Annotated in this window: 20 protein-coding genes, 1 other RNA gene and 1 pseudogene; 10 read left to right on the top strand and 12 right to left on the bottom strand. The window is 68.9% G+C overall.

Annotated elements, in window-relative coordinates; all coding sequences use genetic code 11:
- Positions 1–104 precede the first annotated feature (104 nt).
- From ACZ6ZD_RS24725 to ACZ6ZD_RS24710, 4 genes are all read right to left on the bottom strand, one after another.
- Positions 105–509 carry a cytidine deaminase family protein gene (locus ACZ6ZD_RS24725; protein ID WP_465675920.1) on the bottom strand — a complete coding sequence of 135 codons (405 nt, stop codon included), beginning with the start codon at positions 507–509 and terminating at the stop codon, positions 105–107.
- A complete protein-coding gene (locus ACZ6ZD_RS24720) occupies positions 509–1,777 on the bottom strand; it encodes an ABC transporter substrate-binding protein (protein WP_465675918.1) in 1,269 nt (422 codons plus the stop codon). Before ACZ6ZD_RS24720 ends, ACZ6ZD_RS24725 begins: the two co-directional genes overlap by 1 nt.
- Before the next feature lie 85 nt (positions 1,778–1,862).
- Entirely contained in the window at positions 1,863–2,027 is a 165-nt protein-coding gene (locus ACZ6ZD_RS24715) for a hypothetical protein (RefSeq protein ID WP_465675916.1), read from the bottom strand.
- On the bottom strand, positions 2,020–2,397 hold the full coding sequence (locus ACZ6ZD_RS24710; RefSeq protein WP_465675914.1) for a hypothetical protein: 378 nt from the start codon (positions 2,395–2,397) through the stop codon (positions 2,020–2,022). The genes ACZ6ZD_RS24715 and ACZ6ZD_RS24710 overlap by 8 nt, the downstream gene beginning before the upstream one ends.
- Positions 2,398–2,515: 118 nt before the next feature.
- Here ACZ6ZD_RS24710 and ACZ6ZD_RS24705 point away from each other — a divergent pair, with 118 nt between their 5' ends.
- The 5 genes from ACZ6ZD_RS24705 to smpB all read left to right on the top strand — a co-directional run bounded on the left by ACZ6ZD_RS24705 (position 2,516) and on the right by smpB (position 7,373).
- Entirely contained in the window at positions 2,516–3,580 is a 1,065-nt protein-coding gene (locus ACZ6ZD_RS24705) for a carbohydrate kinase family protein (RefSeq protein WP_465675912.1), read from the top strand.
- 160 nt (positions 3,581–3,740) lie between these two features.
- Positions 3,741–4,430, top strand: a complete 690-nt coding sequence (ftsE, locus tag ACZ6ZD_RS24700) for a cell division ATP-binding protein FtsE (RefSeq protein WP_465675910.1) — start codon at positions 3,741–3,743, stop codon at positions 4,428–4,430.
- Positions 4,431–4,460: 30 nt separating this feature from the next.
- Entirely contained in the window at positions 4,461–5,372 is a 912-nt protein-coding gene (gene ftsX / locus ACZ6ZD_RS24695) for a permease-like cell division protein FtsX (protein WP_465675908.1), read from the top strand.
- Between the two features lie 69 nt (positions 5,373–5,441).
- Positions 5,442–6,872, top strand: a complete 1,431-nt coding sequence (locus tag ACZ6ZD_RS24690) for a peptidoglycan DD-metalloendopeptidase family protein (protein WP_465675906.1) — start codon at positions 5,442–5,444, stop codon at positions 6,870–6,872.
- A 21-nt stretch (positions 6,873–6,893) separates the two neighbouring features.
- Positions 6,894–7,373 (top strand): SsrA-binding protein SmpB, encoded by a 480-nt coding sequence (gene smpB / locus ACZ6ZD_RS24685; RefSeq protein WP_465675904.1) that lies wholly within the window; start codon positions 6,894–6,896, stop codon positions 7,371–7,373.
- A 107-nt stretch (positions 7,374–7,480) separates the two neighbouring features.
- On the opposite strand, the gene ACZ6ZD_RS24680 is transcribed toward smpB, so the two are convergent.
- Both ACZ6ZD_RS24680 and ACZ6ZD_RS24675 read right to left on the bottom strand, forming a co-directional pair.
- Positions 7,481–8,443 (bottom strand): SDR family oxidoreductase, encoded by a 963-nt coding sequence (locus tag ACZ6ZD_RS24680; protein ID WP_465675902.1) that lies wholly within the window; start codon positions 8,441–8,443, stop codon positions 7,481–7,483.
- The gene (locus ACZ6ZD_RS24675) at positions 8,440–8,871 is read right to left on the bottom strand and encodes a MerR family transcriptional regulator (RefSeq protein WP_465675900.1); all 432 of its coding nucleotides are present in this window, start codon (positions 8,869–8,871) and stop codon (positions 8,440–8,442) included. Before ACZ6ZD_RS24675 ends, ACZ6ZD_RS24680 begins: the two co-directional genes overlap by 4 nt.
- A 119-nt stretch (positions 8,872–8,990) precedes the next feature.
- On the opposite strand from ACZ6ZD_RS24675, the gene ACZ6ZD_RS24670 reads away from it, so the two are divergent.
- On the top strand, positions 8,991–9,551 hold the full coding sequence (locus tag ACZ6ZD_RS24670; RefSeq protein ID WP_465675898.1) for a magnetosome magnetite crystal formation protein family: 561 nt from the start codon (positions 8,991–8,993) through the stop codon (positions 9,549–9,551).
- 85 nt (positions 9,552–9,636) lie between these two features.
- Positions 9,637–10,017: a transfer-messenger RNA gene (ssrA, locus tag ACZ6ZD_RS24665) on the top strand.
- 46 nt (positions 10,018–10,063) lie between these two features.
- Here the strand turns inward: ssrA and ACZ6ZD_RS24660 are convergent.
- The 6 genes and pseudogenes from ACZ6ZD_RS24660 to ACZ6ZD_RS24635 form a co-directional block, all read right to left on the bottom strand.
- Complete coding sequence (locus tag ACZ6ZD_RS24660) at positions 10,064–10,714, bottom strand: hypothetical protein (RefSeq protein ID WP_465675896.1); 651 nt, start codon at positions 10,712–10,714, stop codon at positions 10,064–10,066.
- Positions 10,715–11,030: 316 nt separating this feature from the next.
- Positions 11,031–12,146 (bottom strand): hypothetical protein, encoded by a 1,116-nt coding sequence (locus ACZ6ZD_RS24655; protein ID WP_465676107.1) that lies wholly within the window; start codon positions 12,144–12,146, stop codon positions 11,031–11,033.
- A gap of 1,062 nt (positions 12,147–13,208) precedes the next feature.
- Positions 13,209–13,481 (bottom strand): annotated as a pseudogene (locus ACZ6ZD_RS24650) (FHA domain-containing protein); the annotation flags it as partial.
- 155 nt (positions 13,482–13,636) lie between these two features.
- Positions 13,637–14,833: an SGNH/GDSL hydrolase family protein gene (locus tag ACZ6ZD_RS24645; RefSeq protein ID WP_465675894.1), complete on the bottom strand. Its 1,197-nt coding sequence runs from the start codon at positions 14,831–14,833 to the stop codon at positions 13,637–13,639.
- 119 nt (positions 14,834–14,952) lie between these two features.
- Positions 14,953–15,651 carry an SRPBCC family protein gene (locus tag ACZ6ZD_RS24640; protein WP_465675892.1) on the bottom strand — a complete coding sequence of 233 codons (699 nt, stop codon included), beginning with the start codon at positions 15,649–15,651 and terminating at the stop codon, positions 14,953–14,955.
- Complete coding sequence (locus ACZ6ZD_RS24635; RefSeq protein WP_465675890.1) at positions 15,648–16,214, bottom strand: helix-turn-helix domain-containing protein; 567 nt, start codon at positions 16,212–16,214, stop codon at positions 15,648–15,650. The genes ACZ6ZD_RS24640 and ACZ6ZD_RS24635 overlap by 4 nt, the downstream gene beginning before the upstream one ends.
- Before the next feature lie 85 nt (positions 16,215–16,299).
- On the opposite strand from ACZ6ZD_RS24635, the gene ACZ6ZD_RS24630 reads away from it, so the two are divergent.
- The 3 genes from ACZ6ZD_RS24630 (at position 16,300) to ACZ6ZD_RS24620 (ending at position 20,207) form a co-directional block, all read left to right on the top strand.
- Positions 16,300–17,214: a nucleotidyltransferase domain-containing protein gene (locus ACZ6ZD_RS24630; RefSeq protein ID WP_465675888.1), complete on the top strand. Its 915-nt coding sequence runs from the start codon at positions 16,300–16,302 to the stop codon at positions 17,212–17,214.
- Complete coding sequence (locus ACZ6ZD_RS24625; RefSeq protein WP_465675886.1) at positions 17,204–17,962, top strand: nucleotidyltransferase domain-containing protein; 759 nt, start codon at positions 17,204–17,206, stop codon at positions 17,960–17,962. The genes ACZ6ZD_RS24630 and ACZ6ZD_RS24625 overlap by 11 nt, the downstream gene beginning before the upstream one ends.
- A 127-nt stretch (positions 17,963–18,089) precedes the next feature.
- Positions 18,090–20,207 (top strand): alpha-galactosidase, encoded by a 2,118-nt coding sequence (locus tag ACZ6ZD_RS24620; protein WP_465675884.1) that lies wholly within the window; start codon positions 18,090–18,092, stop codon positions 20,205–20,207.
- The last annotated feature ends 25 nt before the right edge of the window (positions 20,208–20,232 follow it).

The following is a 20,232-nucleotide window of genomic DNA, read 5'->3' as shown; positions in this document are numbered from 1 at the left end:
CCGTTCCCACCTCACGAACGAACCCCAGCCGCTCCCACCCCCACGAACGAACCGCGTCCGCCGTCCCGGCACGCAAGGGACCGTCGCTGGAAGGTTGACTGAGCTCAGGGGCTCCAGTGGAAGGCGGCGGGGAGGAGGTCGGTGATGAGGGCGGTGGCGCCGCCTTCGGGGGTTGGGAGGATGACTCGGATGGTGGGGTGGTAGTCGGCGAGGATCTGGCGGTCGCGGCCGCAGGGGGCGAAGATACCGCGGTTTTCGTTGCCTACGGCGACTATGGTGGTGAGTTCGCGGGCGCCGGCGGCGCGGGCGTGGCCGAGGGCGACGAGCTCGGCGCAGGGGCCGCCGGTGAAGTGGTAGAGGTTGATACCGGTGTATGTGCGGCCGTCGGCGCCGCGGACCGCGGCGCCCATCGTGTGGATACCGTCGGGGCCGTCGGTGTTCTCGTCGACGGTACGCCGAGCCAACTCGATCAGCTCGTGGTCGTCGGCGGTGAGGGGCTGGAGCTCCATCAGCCGGCGATGCGTTTCAACTCGGCCTCGACGACGGATTTGACCGCCTTGATCTCGGTCGCCGGGTCGGAGCCGCTGCGGATGATGCGGTTGAGGGCGTCGGTGTAGGCGGTGCCCGACTTGGGGGACCAGAGGACGGGCGTCTGGGCGTGCCCGTTCTCGTTGACGAACTTCACCGCGTCGGCACCCACACCGGATTTCAGCTTCTCGGCCTGCGCGGCCAGGCTCTTGCGGGCCGGGATGTGGAAGCCGTACGCCTGGGCGAAGTCGAGCTGTTTGTCGGTCTGATCGACCCAGAGCCACTTGACGAACTTCTTCGCGGCGTCGACGTTCTTCGACTTGGCGTTGACACACGCGCCGTAGGCGCCGACCGGGACGCTCGGGGCGCCGGTGGTCGCGTTCAGCTTGGGCCAGGGGAGGACGCCGAAGTCGTCCTTGAAGGCCTTCTCGATCGCGGGCAGCGTCCACAGGCCGGTGAACTGCATCGCCGTCAGGCCCTGGGTGAACGCGGCCGGGTCGGACCAGTCGGTCGGGGCGCCGAGCAGCAGCGTCTTCGACGTGAACAGCTCGCGCAGCTTCTTCAACGCCTCCGCGGCCAGCGGGTCGTCGAACCCGAACTTCCCGTCGTCGGTCAGGTAGTCCAGCCCGGCGGACCACAGGGCCGGACCGCCGAGGACGCCGACGCCGCCGTCGTTCCCGACGAACAGGCCCTTGACCTTGTCGGTGGTCAGCTTCTTCGCCGCGTCGAACAGCTCGTCGAAGGTCTGCGGCGGCTGCAGACCGGCCGCGCTCAGCAGGCTCTTGCGGTAGACGAGCAGCTGCATGTCGGTGACCTGCGGGATCGCGTACAGCTTGTCCTGGTAGGACATTCGAGCGATCAGCGACGGCGTGAAGTCTTCCTTCGCCGCACCCGGCAGGTCGCTCAGGTCGACCACCTGGCCGCCCTTGATCATGTCGATCGTCGGGCCGTTGCCGTACTCGAAGACATCCGGACCCTGGTCGGTGAGCAGGGTCGTCGAGACCTTCTTGTCGTAGTCACCCGGCGACCAGTCGATCGTGACGGTCGCGTCGGGGTACTCCTTGGCGTAGCGCTCGACGGCCTGCTGCGTCCCGGCTTCGCCGTACTGGTGGTACCACTGCGAGAGCGTCGCCTTACCTCCGCCGTCGCCCCCGGACGGACGCCCCGTGTTGGAGCCGCACCCGGCCACGGCCAGCGCGGCCAGCCCGCCGCCCACCGTCAGAACCTGCCGCCGACTGAATCCCGTCATCTCGCGCCTCCGTCACACCCTGCCAACACCTGACCACCAAGAGACTATTGCTTTTCAGGGGCCGGGCGACGGAGTTTTCCACAGGTCAGGCTGGTGCGACGGCCGGCCCGCTGTCGGCGGCCGGGCGGGCGCCCGCGATCCGGGCGACGGCGGCGTCCGGTTTGCGGCCCGCGCGCCGGGCCGCCTCGACGTGGAGGCGGGCCAGCTCCACCGCCTGGCGGGAGACCTTCACGGTCTTCTTCTCAGCCATCACCGTCTCCTTCGACGACCTCGATCTCGGCATCCGCAATCTCAGCGTACGCGGCCGCGCCGACCCGGTCGATCGCCACGGCGGCGGTCAGCGCGGCGACCAGGTCGTAGTCCTCCGGTTGTAACAGCTCCGACCGCATCAGTGAGCGGAGTGTGACGACGCCGGCGTCCGTCCCCGCTTCGTCACCCTCGAGGATCTGCTCGACGGCCCAGCGGACCATCCGCATCGTCTCCTCGCGATGCCGCCAGGTGTCGAGCTCGCGATCGGACTTCCGCGTCAGGTAGGCGCCCAGGATGACGCCGCCGAGCGCGAGCAGCGGGCTCAGCACGGTCATCACCACGCCGACCACCGAGATCCAGACCGGAATCATGCCGACACCTCACAAACCATCACGTTTCCTCACCGCTGCGCGCCGTTGACCGGTCGATGATGTTACGTAGGAGCATTCCATCCGGCACCGACAGGTTCGCGCGCCCCCGCGAGTCAGCATGACAAGGAGCGAGGTCACCGTGAACGACGAGGCGTACGACGTATTCGTGCAGGGGACCGTGTTCCTCGACATCGTGCTCACCGGGCTCGAGACCGCGCCGACGACCGGGACCGAGATCTTCGCCGAGGGGATGGGCTCGTGCCCCGGCGGCGTCGCGAACTTCGCCATCGCGGCCAGCCGGCTCGGTCTGAAGAGCGGGCTCGCCGCGGTCTTCGGCGACGACGTGTACGCCGACTTCTGCTGGCGGACCCTGGCCGACCAGGAGGGCGTCGACCTCTCGCACTCGCGCCGGATCGGCCACTGGCACTCCCCGGTCACCGTCTCGATGTCGATCGACCGGGACCGGGCGATGGTCACCCACGCCCACGAGGCCCCCGGCAACCCGAGCAAACTGGTCGGCCCGGGGCTGAACACCCGCTCCGCGATCGTGCCCGTCGCCGACGAGCTGCCCGACTGGACGCTGGAGGCCAAGCAGTCCGGCGCGCTGCTGTTCGGCGACGTCGGCTGGGATCCGACCGACGAATGGTCGCCCGCCGTCCTCGACGTCCTGGACGGCTTCCACGCCTTCACCCCGAACGCCTCCGAGGCGATGGCCTACACCCGGACCGACACCCCGAAGGCCGCCCTGCACAAACTCGCCGGCCGCGTCCCGCTCGCGGTGGTGACCAACGGCGCGGACGGCGTCCTGGCCATCGATTCGACCACCGGCGAGGAAGAGCACATCCCGGCCCTGCCCGTGAACTCCTACGACCCCACCGGCGCCGGCGACGTCTTCCTCGCCTCGCTCGTCCTGGGCACTCTGCGCGGCTGGCCGCTGGCTCATCGCCTCGCCTTCGGCAACCTCTGCGCCGGCCTCTCTGTCCAGCACTTCGGCGGCTCCCTCGCCGCCCCCGGCTGGGGCGACATCATCGACTGGGTCCGCGATCACAGCCGGCACCGCCCCGGCGATGTCGACCCCGAGATCCTCAAGCACTACACCTTCATCGGCGACGTCCTCCCGGCCGGCCCCGTCCCGATCGTCCGCCGCGCCTCCGCCACCATCGCCCGCCTCTCCGACGCCTGACACCCTGAGCACGATTCCCGGTTAGCGGACGCGTGGGAGTGGGTGGTCGGCGGCGCGCCGGGAGCGGGCTAGGCTTAGCGCGGCCGCTTCGGTGGCGTACGGTGCACCTCGTGGTTACCGCTGCGTCGCTCCCTGTTCCCGACCACGGCCGGATGAACCCGTGATCCGCTTCGAGAATGTTTCCAAGACGTACGAGGGCCAGTCCAAGGCCGCTCTGCTGAACATCAACGTCGAGATCGAGAAAGGCGAGTTCGTCTTTCTGGTCGGCACCTCCGGGTCCGGCAAGTCGACGTTCCTGCGGCTGGTGCTGCGTGAGCACCGGACGTCCAAGGGCCACATCATGGTGGCCGGCAAGGATCTGAACCGGCTCGCCAGCTGGCGGATCCCGCAGATGCGCCGCCAGATCGGCACCGTGTTCCAGGACTTCCGGCTGCTGCCGAACAAGACGGTCGCTGAGAACGTGGCGTTCGCGCTGCAGGTGATCGGCAAGCCGCGGTCGCACATCCGCAAGACGGTGCCCGAGGTGCTGGAGCTGGTCGGCCTGGAGGGTAAACAGGACCGCCTGCCGGACGAGCTGTCCGGCGGTGAGCAGCAGCGGGTCGCGATCGCTCGTGCGTTCGTGAACCGGCCGATGATCCTGATCGCCGACGAGCCGACCGGAAACCTGGACCCGGCGACGTCCGAGGGCATCATGAAACTGCTCGACCGGATCAACCGGACCGGGACGACCGTGGTGATGGCCACCCACGACGTGTCGATCGTCAACCAGATGCGCAAGCGCGTGATCGAGCTGGAGAACGGTCATGTCGTCCGCGACGAGTCGCGCGGCGTCTACGGCTACCAGCACTGACCGCTGCCGAGTACAGGGACTGACTGAACAATGCGTTTGAACTACATCCTCTCCGACCTCGGGATCGGCCTGAAGCGGAACCTGTCGATGACGATCGCGGTCGTCGTCACGATCTGGGTCTCGCTGTCGCTGTTCGGCAGCGCGCTGCTGGCGCGCGAGCAGGTCGAGCTGATGAAGGGCAACTGGTACGACAAGATCCAGATCTCGGTCTTCATGTGCACCAAGGACTCCGGTGGCCGCGGCTGCTCGGGCGCCGAGGTGACGCAGGAGCAGAAGAACCGGATCCGCCAGGTGATCGAGTCGAACCCGGACACCGCGCCGGACGGCGTCTTCGGCGAGTCGAAGAAGGAAGCGTTCACCCAGTTCAAGAAGCTGTACAAGGACTCGCCGATCGTCTCGACGGTCACCGAGGACCAGATGCAGGAGTCGTTCCGGGTCAAACTCCGAGATCCGCAGCGCTACCAGAACCTGGTCAGCGCGGTCGCCGGCTTACCCGGGGTGGATACCGTCCAGGACCTCCGGCAATACCTCGATCCGTTGTTCAAAGCCCTCGAAGGCCTTCAATTCGGCGCCTATATCGCCGCGGCGCTGCTGTTGATCGCGGCGCTGATGCAGATCTCGAACACGATCCGGCTGGCGGCGTACGCCCGAAGACGAGAGATAGGCATCATGCGCCTGGTGGGCGCCTCGAACTTCTACATCCAGCTACCGTTCCTGCTCGAAGCGGTGCTGGCGGCGCTGATCGGGGCGGCCTTTGCCTGCGGCACCCTTTGGCTCGGGGTGTACTTCGTCGTGATGCGGCGCGCCCAGGAGACGTTCCGGGTCTGGGAGTGGGTCGGCGCGACCGAAACCTTCCGCGCCACGCTCATCATGGTGGTCGTCGGCCTGGTGCTCGCCGTCGTCCCGACATTCCTGACGACCCGGAAATACCTCAAAGTCTGAGCTGGGTGACTTATCGTGCAGTAGAAGTCTCTCCGCACGAACCCAACTCAAGACGCAAGGGGTCGACCTGTGGTCCCGCACTTCCCCGGTGCGAACCCGCGTGAGCGGGGGAGCATCAAGCGAGACGACAGCACCGACAACCCGGCCACTCCGCACCCGCGTTCCCGCACGAGACCGCAGGGGCGGCAGCCGGTCGTTGCCGCATGCTGCCTTGTCCTGTCCCTGTCCGCCGGAGTCCTGGCGGCGGTTCCCGCTGCCCAGGCGGATCCGCCGGATCCAGCCGCCAAGAAGAAGCAACTGGACGCCGATCTCGGCAAGTCCAAGACCGAGCTCGCGGAAGCGTCCGACCAGCTCGGGAAATCCGTTGCCTCCTACACCAAAGCGCAGGCCAAGTTCGAGGTCGTCCAGGTCCGGTACGCCGCCGCGCAGGGCCGACTCGCCGCTGCGAAGGCCGCCGACCTGGTTGCCGCGAGCAAGCTCGCCGCCGCTGAACAGGCCCTGCGGGGTGCGGTCGCGGACGTCGAGGAGGGCGAACGGCAGATCGCGGAGCGGCGTGCGCTCGCGGGCCGTGCGGTGCGATCGGCGTACCAGCAGCAGAACAGCCTGGTCGGGCTGAGTATCGCTCTCCGCGGCGCCTCGCCGGCGGATGTTGCCACCGGCATCCAGGTGCAGCGGAACGTGTTCGGCATCCAGAGCAACGCGCTGACCAACCTGAACAACGCCCAGGCGCAGCTCGCCAGCAAGCGGGTCAAGGTCGCCGCCGCGGAGAAGGCGGCCGCCGCCGCGCGCGCGGAGTCCGCCAAGACGGTCAAGCAGGTCACCGAGCTGACCAAGCAGGTCGCGGCCGACAAGGCCGAGGCGGACGCGATCCGGGTCGAGAAGCTGACGCTGTACAAGCGCGCCGAGCGGGAGAAGAACTCCGAGCAGGCGCAGTACAACGCGTTACTTGCCGAGCGCAACCGGGTCGAGCAGATCCTGATCGCGCGCGCCCGCGCCGAGAAGGCCGCCGCCGAGCGCCGTAAGGCTGCCCGGGAGAAGGCCGAGCGCGACAAGGCCCGCCGCGAGGGCCGGCCGCCGCGCCAGGTCCCGGACGATCCGGACGACGGCGGGCGGCTCAGCCGGCCGGTCGACACCTACATCACCTCGCCGTTCGGGATGCGGTTCCACCCGATCCTGCACTACTGGAAGCTGCACGACGGCACCGACTTCGGCGCCGGCTGCGGTACGCCGATCCGCGCCGCCGCCAGCGGGCGCGTCACCGACCGCTACTACAACGGCGGGTACGGCAACCGGATCTTCATCTCACACGGCGTGATCGACGGGCACTCCGTCACCAGCGTCTACAACCACCTGTCCCGCTACAAGGCGCGCGTCGGCGAACGCGTCACCCGCGGCGAGATCATCGGGTACGTCGGCACCACCGGCTACTCGACCGGGTGCCACCTGCACTTCATGGTCTACCAGGACGGGCGCGTCGTTAATCCGATGAAGTGGCTGTAGCGCGTCTGAGATACTGGTCGGATGGTGAAACAGACCGGCCAGAGCAAGCCGATCGCGCAGAACCGCAAGGCGCGACACGACTACCACATCGATGATGTCGTGGAGGCCGGGCTGGTGCTGACCGGGACCGAGGTGAAGTCCCTGCGGCAGGGCCGGGCCTCCCTCGTCGACGCCTTCGCCGCCGTCCGCGGCAGCGAGCTGTGGCTGCAGGGTATGCACATCCCCGAGTACAAACACGGCACCTGGACCAACCACGAGCCCCGCCGTACCCGCAAACTGCTGCTCCACAAAGAAGAAGTCCAGAAACTCATCAAAGCCGTCGAGCAACAGGGCGTCTCCCTCATCCCCCTGTCCCTCTACTTCAAAGACGGCTACGCCAAGGTCGAGCTCGCCACCGGCCGCGGCAAGAAGGACTACGACAAACGCCACGCCCTCGCCGAACGCCAAGCCTCCCGCGAAGCCCAGCGAGCCCTCTCCGACCGCACCCGCCACCGCGACTAGCCGGACGCCCCGCACTCACCAACTCCCTCCGGAGCCCACTTTCCGGCTTCCGCTGAGCGTGCCGACTCGCATCTCTGCAGTGTTGGTGAGTGGTGGCGGTCCACCCCTCAGCGCGCTTCGAGTAGGCCGAGTTCGCGGAGGCTGTGGGCGGTGTCGAGGATGGTTTGGGTGGCGGGGCGTGGGGTCCAGTTGAGGTGGGTGCGGGCTTGGGTGTTGTGGATGGTGGGGCGGGGGATGTCGTTGCCGGGGGCCTCTTGGGTGGGTGGGTTGGTGGTGCCTAGGTGGGTTCGGAGGAGGGTGGCGACCTCGAGGAAGCTGGTGGCGGGGTCGTTGGAGACGGCTAGGTAGCGGTTGCCGGCGGCTTGGGGTGCGGCCATGGCGCGGAGGTGGAGGTCGGCGACGTCGCGGACGTCGACGATGCCGAAGCGGACCCGGGGAGCGACGGGCATACCGCCGTCGAGCATGAGTTTGATGAGCTGGGCGGAGGAGCCGAGCTTGGTGGTCAGGGTCGGGCCGAAGATGCCGGTGGGGTTCACGACGACGAGTTCGGTGTCGGCGTCCCGCATGAAGTCCCAGGCGGCGCGTTCGGCGAGGGTCTTGGAGCGGGGGTACGCGGCGAGGCCTGGGGTGTCCGGGCCTGTCCAGTCGTCCTCGGTGTACTCGGCGCCGGGTTTCGGGGTGTAGCCGACGGCGGCGAAGGACGAGGTGAGGACGACGCGGCGGACGTCGGCGTCGCGCGCGGCCCGGAGTACGCGGAGGGCGCCGTCGCGGGCCGGGCGGATCAGTTCCTCGGGGTCGTCCGGGGCGACGATCGGGATCGGGGAGGCGACGTGATGGACCTCCTCGACGCCCTTGACCGCGACGTCCCAGCCGTCGTCCGCGGAGAGATCGGCGACGACGAGTTCGAGACCTGAGTCATCGGCGTCGCCTCGGCGTACGGCGGCGCGGAGCTCGGGTTCGCGATCCAGCGAGCGGACGGTCGCGCGGACCTCGTGGCCCGCGCGCAGCAGCGCCGCGATGACGTGGGTGCTCAGGTAACCGGATCCGCCGGTGACCAGGGTGGGACTCATGTGACTGGCTCCAATCGGGTGATGACCTCCAGGACGCGCTCGGTGACGGCCGCCTCCGCGGCGGCGTCCCCGCGGTCCCGGGCGTCCCAGAGCGCCGCCTTCTGGCGGAGGTACTCCAGGCGCACGTGCTGGGCGGCGATCTCGGCCTCGATCCGCTCGGCGTGCCGCAGCAGCAGCTCGCGCTGCTCCGCCGCGGCTGCGCGGCCTCGGGCGCGGTTGGCCTGGTAGGTGCGCATGTCCTCGATACCGACCCCGGTCGCCCGCAGGCACGCCAGCGACTCCAGGGTGTGCAGGTCGGCGTCGTCGTACCGGCGGTGGCCGCTGCTCTCGTCACGCCGGATCGGGCCGATCAGCCCGACCTGTTCGTAGTACCGGACGGTCGGCTCGCTCAGCCCGGACCGGCGGGATACGTCCTGAATGGTGAACATGTCATCAGCCTGACAAACTTCAAGCGCTTGAAGTCAAGGCCGCGCTTCCGGGTCCGCTCAGGGGTGCTTCCGGGGCGCACCCGATGGGGTGGACGGCGTCCGGCGGCGACAGTGGGTACATGTCCACTTCAGAGCTGCTGGTGACGCCGGAACAACGGGATCGGGCCGTCGAGATCCTGAAAGAGATGTACGCCGACGGGCGCATCGACCACATGGAGTTCGACACCCGGGTCGACCTGGCGCTGAAGGCGCGCACGCGGGCCGAGCTGAACGGCTCGTTCGACGGCGTCGTCGCGCGTCCGGTCCCGACGTACGTCCCGGCGGCCTTCGCCCGCCCGGCGCCCGTCCAGCGCTACACCGGCGACGGCCGGGGGATGGGCACCGTCGCGCACTGGCTCGGGTACCCGACCTTCTTCGTCGGCCCCGCGATCGTCGTCGCGACCGCCGGCAAGCAGAACCCCGCCGTCCGCCGGCACGCCGTCGAGGCGCTCAACTTCCAGCTCACGGCGCTGCTCGCGTTCATGACCGCGGGCATCGCGACCGGCATCGTCGGCTCCTGGCTCGGCTTCGTCTTCCCGATCCTCGGCCTGATGTGGTTCATCCTCACCGGCATCGGCGGGATCGCCACCGCGGCCGGCTCGAACTTCCGCTACCCGTTCACCCTGCGCCTGATCAAGTAGGGGAATCCCAGGTGCGCCCGGCTTGTTGGACTTGATAGTGTGGATCTTCCACCCGAGGTCTGGGTGGGAGTTTGACAACTCAACAGGGGGTGAACGGTTTCGACTTTGGACGTTAGTTCCAAGAGAAGCGGGCCGAGGATCCAGGGTTATCTCGTAAACGATCTCTGGAAACCAATAACTGCCAACGCTAAGTCGCGCAGTAGCTTCGCTCTCGCCGCCTGACGGCCTGAGCACTTAAAGAAGCGGTCAGCCCGGGGATGCTTCCGACCCGGTTCCTGGCCTCAGCTAGGGAGCTTGCTGCACTAACCCGGTCACGGGGTTGGTGTGGGACATTCACAGTGACTGAGTCTGTCAGCGACATGTCTGTATGAGCGCTGGGACTGAGAAAACGACTTAACAGACTGCGCCCGGAGAAGTCTTGGAGCGACGCTGAAGGACGCGGGTTCGATTCCCGCCACCTCCACCCCTTGGAGTTAGGCCGGCCCCCTCGTGGGGCCGGCCTTTTGTCGTCTTCAGGCGACCTGCCAGCTGAAGGGCTGGTCCTTCCAGATCTCGGCGGTGAGTTTGGTGCCGGGCGGGAGGGTCGGCGGGATCTGGAAGAGGAGGACGCCGTTGCCGGGTGGCAAGGGGTGCTTGATGTGTGTCATGGGTTTGGAGTCGCTGACGGGGTTGTAGTCGTTGGGCAGATAGGCGCCGTTGGCGTCCTGGTCGTACTCGGTGCCGTCGGGGGCGACGAGTTTGAAGTGGTCGTTCCAGAGGGTGAAGGGGTCCGCGGTGATCAGGGTGCGGATGTCGGCGCTGGCGTAGACCCTGCCGGGGTCGGGTTTGATGTGGGCGGGGATGCCGGGGACGGTCTTGGAGATCCGGAAGGATCGCAGGGTGACGGTCGCGGCGGCCCACTTCGGCGGGTCGTAGCTGGAGAGCTTGACGTTGCCGAGCTCGTGGACCCGGATCGACTCGCCGACCTTCGCGACCGCGGGCTCCGGCGCCGGGGGCGCGGTCGGCCGCGGGTCCTGCGTGGTCGGACGGATCGCGGGCTGCTGCGGCGTCACCGTCGTCGGCGCGTTCGGGTCGAAGTTCGGGACCTTGGAGCAGGCCGACAGAACGGTGACCGAGGCAACGATCAGCGAAATGGCTGTACTGGCAACGACTGTGCGCGACATGACGTGAACCTACCGAGCAGCCAGGGTCAGGAGATCTGCCAGGTGAACGGCCGGGCCGCCGACCACTTCGCCGCTGAGAACCGAGCCCGTCGGTCGGCGGTGGACGCCGTGGTCGGCTGGGTGCTCGGGGCCTATCTCTCGGCCTTCGTGTGTGCGTGTGGACCGGGGCCGGGCGCGAACGGTGATCGGGGCAACGAATTTCTGGAAGCTAGTGCGGGGGCCGGGTCGGTAAGGACATGAGGTGGTGTCGGGTTGACGCGGGGGTCAGGCGTGCGGTGGGGGCGCGGGGGTGACTAGTACATGTCGTTGGCGACGGTCAGTTGCTGAGGGCGATGCCGCCGAGGGCGATCGGGGCTTCGCCGGGGCGGAGGGTGAGGGTGGCGGTCTTGAGGCCTTTGGGGAGGTGGCCTTTGAAGACGATGGTGGTTTCCTGGGTGCTGCCGGGTGGGAAGTTGCCGGGCCAGTTGCTGCGGCCGGGGTCGGCGCGGACGGAGTTGCCGTCGGCGCTGGTGAAGGTGGCGTCGGTGTCCAGGGGGAGTTTGGCGGTGTCGTTGCCCTTGTTGACGATGACGAGCTCGACGCGGGTGAAGTGGCTGGTGTAGGTGACGTTGCTGACCGTGAAGGTGAAACCGGCGGCGGTTTTGCTGACGGGTTTGACCAGGCGGTCCTCGCCGGACTCGTTGCCGCTGAGGTAGCCGGCGGTGTACTCGACTCCGGCGGTGATCGCGAAGCCGCCGACGCCGACGCCGAGCAGGACGGCGGCGATCGCGACGACGACCGAGACGTCGAGGCGGCCGGGCTCGCGGTCGGTGGGGTTGAGGGCGTCTAGGAGGGCGACGACCATCGCGGTGATCAGGGCGATCGTCGGCGCGACGAGCCAGCGGAGCAGGCTGTTCGGGCCGTCGGTGGCGAACGTGACGATCAGGTTGACGACGAGGCCGAGCACGAGCAACGCCCCGGCCACCGCGAGCACCCGGGGGAGCCGGACCGTGCCGACCTCGGTGTCCTCGGGATTGTTCGGACGTCGTTCGGCTGGCTCGCGGTCCTTCGGGGCGCGGTCTTTGGTGGTGCGGTCCTTGGTGGTGCGCTCCGGCGTACGGTGGTCGTCGTCGGGGATGTTCCAGTCGGCCACCTGGGGCTCGGGCTGGGTGATCTGGGGGCGCTCGGTGCCGGCTGCCCACGGTGATCTGGCCGACTCCAGGTAGTCCGCCGAGGGGTACCCGGGCCAGGCCGCGCCCGGTCCGTCGGGCTGGGCGGACCGTCCGTCTGTCGGCGCGAAGGGCGAGTCTGCCGGTACGTCGTCGTCCTGGTCACCCGGAGTCGTTTCATACCCCGAGCCCGCCGCGCCGGCCGGGGACTCCGCCCGGGCCGAGTACTCAGCGGCCGAGTACGGGCGCGGCGAATACCTGTCTCCCGACCCCCGCCCACCCACGTGCCCACCCGCCGTACCCCGCTCGGCCGCCGTACCTCGCCCAGACGCCGTACCCTGCTCGCCCGCCGCGCCCTGCCCAGCCGTGTACTCGTTCGCTGTACCGCGCTCGGCCGCCGTGCCCTGGTCACCCGAGATACCCCGCTCGGCTGGCGTGCCTTGCTCATCCGCCGTACCTCGCTGGGCTGGTGTGCCCTGCCCAGTCGTCGTCCCACGCTCGCCTGTTGCGCCTCGACCGGGCGCGTACTCGCTTGCTGCGCCGCGTTCGCCCGCTGCACCTCGCTGGGCTGGTGTGTCCTGCCCAGCCGTCGTGCCCTGCTCGGCCGCTGCGCCTCGCCCAGTCGCGTACTCGCTTGCTGTACCCCGGTCGGCTGGCGTGCCCTGCTCGCCCAACGCGCGCTGCTGGGCTGGCGTGCCCCGCCCGGGCGTGTACTCGCTCGCTGTGCCGCGATCGGTCGCCGTGCCCTGCTCACCCAACGCGTCCCGCTGGGCGGGCGTGCCACGCTCAGCCGCCGTACCCTGCTCGCCCGCTGTACCTGGCTGGGCCGGTGTTCCCTGCTCGGCGCCTGTAGCCCGGTCGGGGGTGGCGCTCGCCGCGCCCCAGCCGGGCACGTGGCCGTCTGGTGTGCCGGGGGGTGGGGCGTTTCTGGTGCTTGGATTTGTTGCGGCGGCCGGGGAGTTTGTCTGGGGCGGGTAGTCAGCGGCCGGATAGGAGCGAGGGGAGGGGGTGGCGGGCGGGGCTTGGTTGGGGGTGTCGTTGGCCGGAGTGCCCGGAGTGCCCGGAGTGCCCGGAATGCTCGTGTCGGGGGTTTCCGCTTGGGGGGAGGGGGCGGCTGGTGGGGGTTGGGTGGGGGTGGGGGTGCTTGGGCTGGCGAGTGCGGCGGCTGCGGTGCCTGCGCCCGCGCTCGAAGGACCCACGCCTGATGTGCCTGTGTTCGGTGTACCTGCGTTCGACGCGCCTGTGTCCGGCGTGCCTGCGTTCGACGTACCTGCACCCGGCGTGTCTGCGCCTGCCGTGCCCGCGTTCGGCGTGCCTGCGGCTGCGGTGGGGGTGGGGGTGAAGGTTAGGACTGAGCGGCCGATGTGGATTTGGTCGTTGGGGGAGAGGGGGGTGGGGGCGGTTAGGCGGCGGCCGTTGAGGCCGGTGCCGTTGCGGGAGGCGTCGTGGAGGGTCCAGGTGGCGCCTGAGCGGGTCAGGCGGGCGTGGATGCGGGAGATCTGGTCGTCGGCGGGGAGGCGCACGTCGGCGTTGGAGGCGCGGCCGATGGTGATTTCGGCGGCGGTGGAGGGCAGGGGCCAGTGCTGCGTGCCGAGAGACAGCGCGTATTCCGTTTCCACCAACACCCCACCCGGCAGCAAACTCCGTCGGCGCGATTCTGCCTGCCTTACCCGCGCCCGGTCCAGGGGCCCTGCCCTGTTGAGATGCGCAACACTAACGGAGGACGGCGGCCTCGCGCAGGTGGCCGCCGTACCGAGACCAGTGGGTTCAGTAATTAACCAAGTGTCATACGGGGTTCGCCGTTGCTCAGGCCGGTGCCGGCGATCGTGCAGGTGCCGCCGCGGTTCTGGACGTAGGTCTGCCGGACGCAGGAGCGCAGCGCCAGTTGCGCCCAGTAGTTAGGGTGCAGGGATTCCTGGATGTAGTAGTTCGAGCCGATCGTGGTGACGGTGCGGATCTGGTTGATCCACTCGGTCTTGTCGACGGCGGTCGGTTGCGTCCAGGAGTTCAGGCCGACTTCTTCGTACAGGCCAACGGTCTTCTCGCACAGCCGGCGGCCGTTGAATGCGGACTGCAGTTCGAGCAGCCGTGCGTTCGTGAGGCCGGACTGGGCGATCGCGGCCCGGACGGTGTTGTTGATCGTGAGGAGGGCCGAGCTGTTGGCCCAGTCGGCGTCCGCGTTCCAGAAGCCGCAACCGCCGACGCTCTGGCGCGTGTAGCCGGTCTGGACGTAGCGGAAGCCGCTCCCGGCTGGGATCGGCGAGGGGTACGTCTGGACGACGAGCGTCCAGGCGTTGTCGGCGTACCCGGCGTTCCGCATCGCGGTGCGGACGTTCTGGTACGCCGTCGCGATCTTGGCCCGGACTGTCGTCACGTTGGCCGAGGTGAAGTTGTTGACGACCGACGAGTCGTCCCTGCAGTAGTCGGGCGCCCAGGACGGCGACAGCAGGAAGTTCTGGACGCATCGCGTGACGATGGCGGCGAAGTTGAAGTCGTTGCCGCCGATCGAGACGACGACCTGCCGCACGTTGTGCGTGGTCGCGAACTGCTGCAGGGCCTTCGCCTGGCCGACGCGACCGGCGCCGTTGTCGTAGAAGTCGACACCGGGTTTGAACTCGTCGCCGGCGCTGGTGGTCGCGCGGGCGCCGGAGCAGGCCAGGTTCAGCCCGCCGACGCCGCCGCCGATGAAGGCTTCGGCCGAGCGGCTGCGGTGGCATTTCGGGATCGCCTCGGCGGTCCCGGCGGCGTTGTCGTGGTAGGCGTGCGCGCCGAGCGCGTCGGCGGGCGCCTCGGAGTTGTTCGAGCTGCCGGCCCAGCGGCCGGCCTCACCCGAGATGTAGGAGTCGCCGACGGTGACGACGTACGGCGTCCCGGTGCCGGGACCGTCGGCGCGGGCGGGAGTCGCGACCAGGCAGAGCCCGATCAGAGTGAGGCTGAGGACGGCGGGGAGCCGGAGGGGCGGAATTTTCACCGGGGTACCTCTCTTGCCGGAGGTCGGCGACCGTCAGGCCGCCGACCCCATGTACTCACAGGTAACCGGCGAGGTACAGACCGAGCGTGGTGGCACGTTTGCGTACCGTCACCGCTGTGTCACGCGCCCGGCAGGTCCAGCTGCTCGGCATAGCGCTCGTTCCACCAGGACTGCCAGGCGGCGTCGAGCTCGTCGCGGTCGACGTCGCCGTACAGGGTGAGCAGCGCCATCGAAGCGCCTTCGGGTTTGGCGGGCCCCGGCGGGATGTGGCTGAGTACGAGCAGACCGTTGCCCCAGGCATCTACTGTGACCCCGACCTGGTGCTCGGAGGTGTAGAGGACCTCGCTGTTGACTTGCCCGCCCGGCAGGTCCAGCTCGGCGGCGGGGACGCCCAGCTCGGTGATCGGATTGACGTCGCCGGCGCCCGAGTAGAAGAGCGTCCGCCGGGGCTCGCCGGGGTGTTGCTCGACGGCGAACCGGAGCTGGTTCATGAAGGTGATCCAGCCTTCGGTGACGTCGTCGTAGTACGCGTCCCATTCGGGATTGCCCCCGAGCGGGGCCCGGGTCAGGGTGATCCGGCTGCCGCCCTCGACCGGCTCGACGACGAACTCGTCACCGCTGCCCAGGGTGAGTTTCGTGCCGTCCTCGGTCGACTGGGTGAAGTAGATCAGGTCGATCTCTTCCTCGAGGCCGCCTTGGGGGCCTTCGTACTCCCAGCCGTGCCAGTGCCGGATCTGCTTGCGGTCGCGCAGCGCGTCCCAGACGGCGTCCACCGGCGCGGCGACAGTCACGACGATCTTCGGGGTTTCCTCGCTCATGATGCTCCTTCGGTACGTCGGGGCGCCGGGTGACCACCGGCGATCACGCGATAGGGCCGCCCCTCGGCGGTGTCGAACTGCTCGATCGTCTGCCGGACCGCCTCGGTCAGCGCGTCGGTGAACCGGTGGACGTCGCCCGGTTCGCCGAACCGGACCTCGGCCTCGAGCGTGAAGGTCAGCAGCCGCTTCCCTTCGGCGCCCGCTGCGCTCTGCATTCGCGCGACGTCGCGAACCGTGCCGGCGGCGACGTCGACGAGGTGCTCGGCGGCGTACTGGTCCTGGATGCCGGTGAAGGCGTGGCCCACCACTGCCGGATCGACCACCAGCGTCGCGGCCCGCAGGATCCGCTCGGTGAAACCGCGGCGCTGCCGCTCCTCGACCAGCTCGAGCAAGCCGGCCTTCTCCAGCTCGCGTAGGTGGTAGTTGACCCGCTGTCGCGGCAACTCCAGCGCAGCCGCGAGCTGCGTCGCTGACGACGGCTCCCGCAGCAACTCCAGCAGCCGCCGCCGGATCGGCGACAGCGCCACCCGCACCTGCTCCGGTTCCTCCACATATCCGAGCATGAGCTCAACCTGCCATTAGACAAGAAAAGCTGTCAATATCGGATGGCGTTAGTGCACTGACCTGGAGGCGGGGGAGGATGCCGCCATGGTCCAGGGTCCGCAGTTGCCGGTGGGGACGCAGGTGGTGATCCGGGTGGCCGCGCCCGACGATCAGGGCGGTACGGCGCAGCGCGGCGCCACCGGCCGGGTCGCCGCGATCACCCCGGACGGCCGGTACGCCGTCCGGCTCGCCGACGGCCGGGAAACTCTCGCCGGCCGCGATCAGTTGAGCCTGCGGACGGCGTACCAGGCCGAAGCGCTCGACCTCGGGCAACCCGACGGCGATCGCCTGGTCCGCGAGCACACCATCTTCGCGGCGGTCGTCGGCTCCCGGGCATTCGGGCTCGACACCGACACCTCCGACACCGATACGCGCGGCGTCTATGTCGCGCCGACCCGGGACTTCTGGGGCTTGGCCAAACCGCCCACGCACGTCGACGGCCCGGAGCCGGAGTGGTTCTCCTGGGAGGTCGAGCGCTTCTGCGAACTCGCCCTCAAGTCGAACCCGAACCTCCTCGAGGTCCTCCACTCACCCCTCGTCGTCCACCAGACCCCGCTGGGCGCCGAGTTGGTCGGCTTGCGGACGGCGTTCCTGTCCCAGCTCGCTTACCAGACCTACTCCGGCTACGTCCTCAGCCAGTTCAAGAAGCTCGAAGCCGACTTCCGCCGCGACGGCGCCCCCAAGTGGAAACACGTCATGCACCTCATCCGCTTGTTGCTCTCGGCCCGCACCCTCCTCCTCGAAGCCGAACTCACCGTCGACGTAGGCCCCGACCGAGACCGCCTCCTCGCAATAAAACAAGGCGATCTGCCCTGGGACGACGTCGAACGCTGGCGCCTCGCCCTACACGCCGACCTCGACCAAGCCCTCCGCCACACCGTCCTACCCCCAACCCCCGACGTAGCCCGAGTGGACACCTGGCTGCGATCCGTCCGCCAAAGGAGCCTCGATGACGCGTGACATGCGAACCCTCGACTTCGTCGAGCTCCGGACCATCGTCGGCGAACAGCCGTTTCCGTTGCTGTTCGCAACGGTGTCCGGCGCGCATCTCTACGGCTTTCCGTCTCGTGACTCCGATGTCGACCTGCGCGGCGTCCACATCCTGCCCGCCGCGGAGGTGGTCGGCCTGCGGACTGGGCCGGAGACGCTGGATCGGAGTTGGTTCGAGAACGAGGCCGAGGTCGACCTCGTGACGCATGATCTGGGGAAGTTCGCCCGGCTGATGTTGCGGCGGAACGGGTATGTGCTCGAGCAGGTGCTGTCGCCGCTGGTGGTCGTCAGTACGCCGGAGCACGAGGAGCTCAAGGCGCTGGCGGCCGGGTGTATCACCAAGTGGCATGCGCATCACTACCGCGGTTTCGCGAAGACCCAGTGGGAGCTCTTCGGGAAGACGGGTGAGCTGAAGCCGCTGCTCTACACCTTCCGGGTGTTGCTGACCGGCATTCACTTGATGCGGTCGGGAGAGGTTCAGGCGGATCTGCGGGAGTTGTTGGGCGGGGCGCCGGCGTACTTGCCTGAGTTGATGGCGCTGAAGGCTGAGGCTGAGCATGGCGCGCTGGAGGGGCCGTCGGTCGAGGTGGTGGCGGCTGATGTCGAGCGGTTGATGCGGGCGCTGGATGAGGGGGAGGCGGAGAGTCGTCTGCCGGAGAGTTCGGTTGGGGACGTTGGGTTGCACGAGTTGTTGGTTCGGGTGCGGCTCGGGGGGTGATTCCGTCGTTGTAGAGGGGCGGGCGGAGCTCTATGGTACTTACTTAACTTCGTGAAGCATTGACATCCGGGCTGGCGGGGTAAATAGTTCCGTCACGGAATCAATCAGAAAGCAGAGTGAATCAACAGTGTCGAACATCGAGGTGCTGCAGCTGCGCGCTGCTGGGGTCAGCTTGGTGCTGGACTGCTCGGGGCCGGCGCTGCCGTCCGTGCTGCATTGGGGCGCGGATCTGGGGGAGCTCACGGGGCAGGCTCTGCTGGAGCTGCGGCGTGGGGCCGGGGCCGTGCAGGACGGGAACGGGCTGGACGAGAACCGGCCGATCGCGATCGTGCCGGAGTACTCGGCGGGCTGGTTCGGCCTGCCGGGGCTCAGTGGGCACCGGGACGGTCAGAACTTCTCGCCGAGTTTCGCGCTGACCAGCGTCGCGCAGACTGACAACACGGTTGTCGCGGACGCGGTGGACGCCGAGGCCGGGCTGAGTATTCGCCTGACCGTCGAGCTGACCGACTCGGGTCTCGTCCGCGCGAAGGCGGACCTCACGAACACCGGCGGTACGGCGTACAACGTCGACGGGCTCGTGCTCGCACTGCCCGTGCCGACCGAGGCGACCGAGCTGCTCGACCTGACCGGCCGCCACATCGGCGAGCGGCACCCGCAGCGGCACGCGTTCACCCAGGGCGCGCACATCCGCGACAACCGGCGCGGCCGCACCGGCGCCGACGCGACGCTGTTGCTGATCGCGGGTGCCAAGGGCTTCGGGTTCACCGAGGGCGAGGTCTGGGCCGTCCACACCGCGTGGAGCGGCAACCACCGCTCGTACGCCGAACGCGGCATGAGCGGGTACGCCGTCATCGGCGGCGGTGAGCTCCTCCTTCCGGGCGAGGGCCGCGTCGAGCCGCAGGGCACCTACGCCACCCCCTGGATCTACGGCTCGTACGGCGTCGGCCTGGACCGCATCTCGACCCGCTTCCACGAGTACCTGCGCGGTCGCGCGAGCCACCCGAAGACCGACCGTCCGGTCGTCCTGAACACCTGGGAAGCGGTCTACTTCGACCTCGACCTGGACAAGCTGAAGGGCTTGGCCAACGCCGCCGCCGAGGTCGGCGCCGAGCGCTTCGTCCTGGACGACGGCTGGTTCCGCGGCCGTCGCGACGACCACGCCGGTCTCGGCGACTGGTACGTCGACGAAGGCATCTGGCCCAAGGGCCTGCACCCGCTCGTCGATCACGTCCGCGGCCTCGGCCTGCAGTTCGGCCTCTGGGTCGAGCCCGAGATGGTCAACCCGGACTCCGACCTGGCCCGCGAGCACCCGGACTGGATCCTTGCCACCGGCAACCGCCTCCCGCCGACGGCGCGGCACCAGCAGGGGCTGAACCTCGGCGTCCCGGCGGCGTACGACTACATCCTGGAGCGGCTCGACAGCCTGCTCACGGAGTACGACATCGCGTACCTGAAGTGGGACCACAACCGCGACTTCATCGACGGCGGCAACCAGCAGACCGGGACGGCGGGGATCCACGCGCAGACCCTGGCCGTGTACCGGCTGATCGACGAGCTCAAGCGCCGGCACCCGGGCCTGGAGATCGAGTCCTGCTCGTCCGGCGGCGCCCGCGTCGACCTCGCCATCCTGGAGCGCACCGACCGGGTCTGGGGCAGTGACAGCAACGACGCGCTCGAGCGTCAGACCATCCAGCGCTACACGCAGCTGCTGCTGCCGCCGGAGCTGATCGGCTGCCACGTCGGCCCGCCGAAGGCGCACACCACCGGACGGACGCAGGACCTGTCGTTCCGCGCGATCACCGCGCTGTTCGGCCACTTCGGCATCGAGTGGGACATCTCGCTCGCGTCGGACGAAGAGCGCGCTGAACTCGCCGGGTGGGTTGCCCTGCACAAGGAACTGCGGCCGTTGCTGCACACTGGCCGGGTGGTTCGCGCCGACCGTGGTCCGGACGACTTCCTGCTGCACGGAGTGGTTGCCCAGGACAACAGCCGGGCCGTGTACGCCGCCGTCCAGCTGACGCAATCCGTCACCTCGGCCGTCGGCCGGGTCCGGCTGCCGGGCCTCGACCCGCAGCGGACCTACCGGGTGAGCCGGATCGCGACCCCCGGCCCCGAGCCCCGCTCACTACCGTCCTGGACCGAGCCCGTCGAGCTGAACGGCGCCGCGCTGGCCGCGGTCGGCGTCCAGCTCCCGGCGCAGTGGCCCGAGCACGCGCTGCTGCTGGACGTGACAGCGATCAGCTGACCAGTCCCCGACAAAGGAGATCCCC

This window comes from Kribbella sp. NPDC104218 (assembly GCF_055584105.1).
This window is presented reverse-complemented; position numbering and strand designations above follow the sequence as displayed.